A 3499-nucleotide genomic window follows, 5' to 3' on the forward strand; every position below is an offset into this window, starting at 1 on the left:
TTCTTAATCTGTCCGATAAAGAGAGCAATTCAGACAGTGTTCGCTATTTGACCTACATTAAAGGACGCGTAGGACGTGGTGTATCCGATTTCTTTCTCGATTTTCTTCATGCAGAAGTGGGGTTGGACGTCAAAGCTCAGAACCAGGTACTCATGCAAGCGGTGCAAGATTTTTGTGCCGATCAACAATTGGATAAACAAGAAACCTATCAATACCGTAAGCAGGTATTTGATCATTGCAGTGCCCAATTAAAGTCGGGTGATGATGTGGTGGTCTCTGAGCTGTCGAATGAACTTCCTGTCAGTGTTAATGGTCAAAATTTCCAGTCGTTCACTCAAGAGCAAGGGTTTGAGCTCGATGCACAGTTTCCCGTAGAGCGTGGGTCATTAAAGCTCCTCACGAAATTTGTCGGCAGCGGCGGTGGGATCTCGTTAACATTTGATGGGCTGTTGCTTGATGAGCGGATATTTTACGATCCAGAGACCGATACGCTGACGATAAAAGGTACACCGCCTAATTTACGCGATCAACTGACACGTCGTTGATTGTTTAGTGAAAATTGATTGAATTATTATAAGGTCTGTATGCGAAGAACAGCACAAATCCCCCCTCATAGCCTTGAAGCTGAGCTTAATGTGATTAGTGGTTTGTTATATAACAATGCTGCCTGGTCTGAAGTCTCACACCATCTTCACCGAGATATGTTTTATGGGAGAACACATCGATATTTATTTGACTCATTGGCTACGTTGTTGGCCTTTCACAAGGATGTAAGCTTAGAGATGCTGATTAGTGAGCTTTCCAAGAGGGAGGTATTAAACAATGAAGTATTTGACTCCGATTTACAGCAATTAGTCGTTCTGGAAAGTAATGCAGTAAATGCGGTTAGGTACGTTGATGTGGTGGTAGACAGATACAAACAGAGGCAATTAATGTTTAATAAAAATTGTGACATTTAACAATAAAACAAACATAATGGCAGAATGTTATTGTCATTATGGTGTTTTGCGTGAAATTAGAATACATCAAAGAAGGTGAATTTAAGCGCATGGCTCAGTTGAAAGCGCTTGATCTCATTTTAGCTCAGGAATCGAGTGAAACACGAGCTAAATTTCATTTAGTGGGAGTGAATATCACCGAAATGCGCCGTTATGCTGTACGTCATGCTCGTATCAACGCCCCACGAGAGTGGCGACTCGATCATCTCTCCGCTCTGGTACAATCCCTGGGTTTTAAAAAATTTGAAGTTCGTTTTTTTGAGGAATGATAAGGGTGCCTAAGATCATGCTTGAGACTGATTGGATCGGTTTTATGACTCTTGCCTGGAACGCATCCCCTACGTTTGTCATTATTTTGATTGTAATGCTCGCAACCGTTTTATGGGGAATGCTCTTTATCGTTACTCAGATTGTTAAATCTATCTGGCGCTCAATCAAACGTGATAAATATATTCTGTGAGTATGAATAATATGCCATTTCGAATTAGTAAGCTTCGCCTTGGGGCTTATTGTATTGTAGGGGCTGCTTTTGCTGCTGGTTCCATCGGTTATCTTCATTTAGAACGAAACTATGCCGCCCAGCAGAAAAATTTTGCAGATCTCTATCTGACTAACCAAAAATTAGAAGCTGAAAATGCGGGTTATCAAGCTGATGTTCATGAGTTATCTCAAGTTATGAGTCAACGTGATGCGCAGTTGGCATTACTTGGTGAACGAGTTGAAGATGTGGAGATGATTCTTGGCTTAGATGGAGGTGAGATTGAGGAGCGAGGTTTAGATTGGTCAACTCGTTTGCATTTAGTTGCGATGGATTCGGCGTTAAAAACGGCAATGCTTGAAGCGATACCCAATGGTAGCCCGCTTGAATACAAGCGTATCTCATCATTATATGGAAAGCGCAGTAACCCGATTTCAGGTAGAAAGCAGACACATACCGGTATTGATTTAACTTGTAACGTAGGGGATCCGATAATTGCCCCAGCAGACGGGGTGATCGAAACGGTTAGAGCGAGTAAAAAAGGTTTTGGTAATTTTATGACAGTACGCCATGCCTACGGATTTATGACCTCTTACGCGCACCTTGATCGATTTAAAGCTCGTAATGGTCAGTTTGTTAAAAAAGGTGATTTGATTGCCACCTGTGGTAATTCTGGCAATTCAACCGGTCCACACTTGCATTATGAAACGCGTTTTGTTGGGCGTTCATTGGACCCAAAAACTCTCATGGATTGGAATGTTGGGACGTTTTCGTTGCCATTCGAAAAAGAAAAGAAAGTGAACTGGCGAGCGTTAGCCGACTTGGTTGAAGAAAGAGTGAATCAGAAATTATTGTTATCGTTGACTCCTGATGATTCGGCAGAAAATACGATTTCAATGTTGCGAACTCATGATGAGCCGGTGACAGGGGGCACGATGTTAACTAAGCGTGTTCAGTAGGCATATCGGTCTGTAATGAAAGATAGAAAAAGTATGCAGCGAACTTTGATTCAAGAAGGCTATCATCAATTATTCATGCTATTGAGAACTCCCGATCCTATAGTGTTAAGCGGAGAGCAATTGATAGACGAAATTATCGATGATATTGATGCAGCGTTTGATAATGGCGTTAATATTACCTCGTTGTACTTGGCAGTCACTGCGAAGAGTGGGCTCAATATGAGTTATATTGAGTTTAGGCGACTGCTTAGGTTATCAAGGAAGAAAAAAGCTCAGAAGCAATAATGTTTTATTGTCGTTTTTCACCTTTAGTTGACCCACTACGACAGTAGATATTATCAAGGCTTTGAGTTTTACGATCGGCAATCATTGTCGTTCATATTGCTTTGTCGCGGGGCTCGATGAGTGTCGGGTGAACATTCCATTGATTGCCGGAGTCGGTCAGAATTGAAATGGTTTTTGTGTTTTTTTTGGTTACGATACCAGTGATGCGCTTTTCATTTGGTGGTGTAAAGCTGACTTTGTCGCCTAATCTAAAGTCTTGCATCGAACGAGACGTTTCATTTCGGTCTATTTCTTTGATTCTTTCGATGATCTTTTTATTCAGCAGAAGTAGTTCGTCTTTCGATAGCTGAGAGATATCAAGCATATTGAGCCTTAGTTCAATGGAGTTTCGTTGAGTTCGATAGTAACGCTGTTTTTATCAGAGTGCGAGTTAGGGATGTCATAGAGTGCCGTTAAATACTGACCGCACTGAAGTGCATTCTCACAGAGTAAGCAATGAACGCTGTATCCACTGCATGGGCTTTGCTTGGTTAATATGATCCTTTCCATTGAATCCACTCGCATAACTAATTGCATATATTGACATTGTTGACAATACCTACGTGGTTGGCGAATCGAGTTTTCTATCGTGTATATAAATTGTTCTTTATTTGAGGTTTAGCGTGTAGATTGCTTTTTCTGGAAGAGGTCGAAAATGAACTGCAACTCTTCTTCGCTGAGGTTGGGCGTAGAGCGTTTATCAAGTGTTGATTGGATAAGAATTTGTAGTTCACTTAGAA

Annotated in this window: 6 protein-coding genes; 5 read left to right on the forward strand and 1 reads right to left on the reverse strand. The window is 41.3% G+C overall.

Going from position 1 to position 3499, the window contains the following annotated elements; all coding sequences use genetic code 11:
* From RH85_RS10120 to RH85_RS10145, 5 genes are all read left to right on the forward strand, one after another.
* Positions 1–545: nucleoid-associated protein (locus RH85_RS10120; protein ID WP_006712130.1), on the forward strand; the 545-nt coding region annotated here is incomplete at its 5' end.
* A 39-nt stretch (positions 546–584) separates the two neighbouring features.
* Entirely contained in the window at positions 585–959 is a 375-nt protein-coding gene (locus tag RH85_RS23720; RefSeq protein WP_006712131.1) for a DnaB-like helicase N-terminal domain-containing protein, read from the forward strand.
* Between the two features lie 50 nt (positions 960–1009).
* Positions 1010–1267, forward strand: coding sequence for a hypothetical protein (locus RH85_RS10130; protein WP_083824863.1), 258 nt, complete (start codon positions 1010–1012; stop codon positions 1265–1267).
* Positions 1268–1469: 202 nt separating this feature from the next.
* On the forward strand, positions 1470–2435 hold the full coding sequence (locus RH85_RS10140) for a M23 family metallopeptidase (protein ID WP_006712134.1): 966 nt from the start codon (positions 1470–1472) through the stop codon (positions 2433–2435).
* A 15-nt stretch (positions 2436–2450) separates the two neighbouring features.
* Positions 2451–2720 (forward strand): hypothetical protein, encoded by a 270-nt coding sequence (locus RH85_RS10145; protein WP_006712135.1) that lies wholly within the window; start codon positions 2451–2453, stop codon positions 2718–2720.
* A 91-nt stretch (positions 2721–2811) separates the two neighbouring features.
* On the opposite strand, the gene RH85_RS10150 is transcribed toward RH85_RS10145, so the two are convergent.
* The gene (locus RH85_RS10150) at positions 2812–3084 is read right to left on the reverse strand and encodes a hypothetical protein (protein ID WP_006712136.1); all 273 of its coding nucleotides are present in this window, start codon (positions 3082–3084) and stop codon (positions 2812–2814) included.
* Positions 3085–3499: the final 415 nt, after the last annotated feature.

The sequence above is a fragment of the Vibrio ichthyoenteri ATCC 700023 genome, from assembly GCF_000222605.1.
Classification (GTDB): domain Bacteria; phylum Pseudomonadota; class Gammaproteobacteria; order Enterobacterales; family Vibrionaceae; genus Vibrio; species Vibrio ichthyoenteri.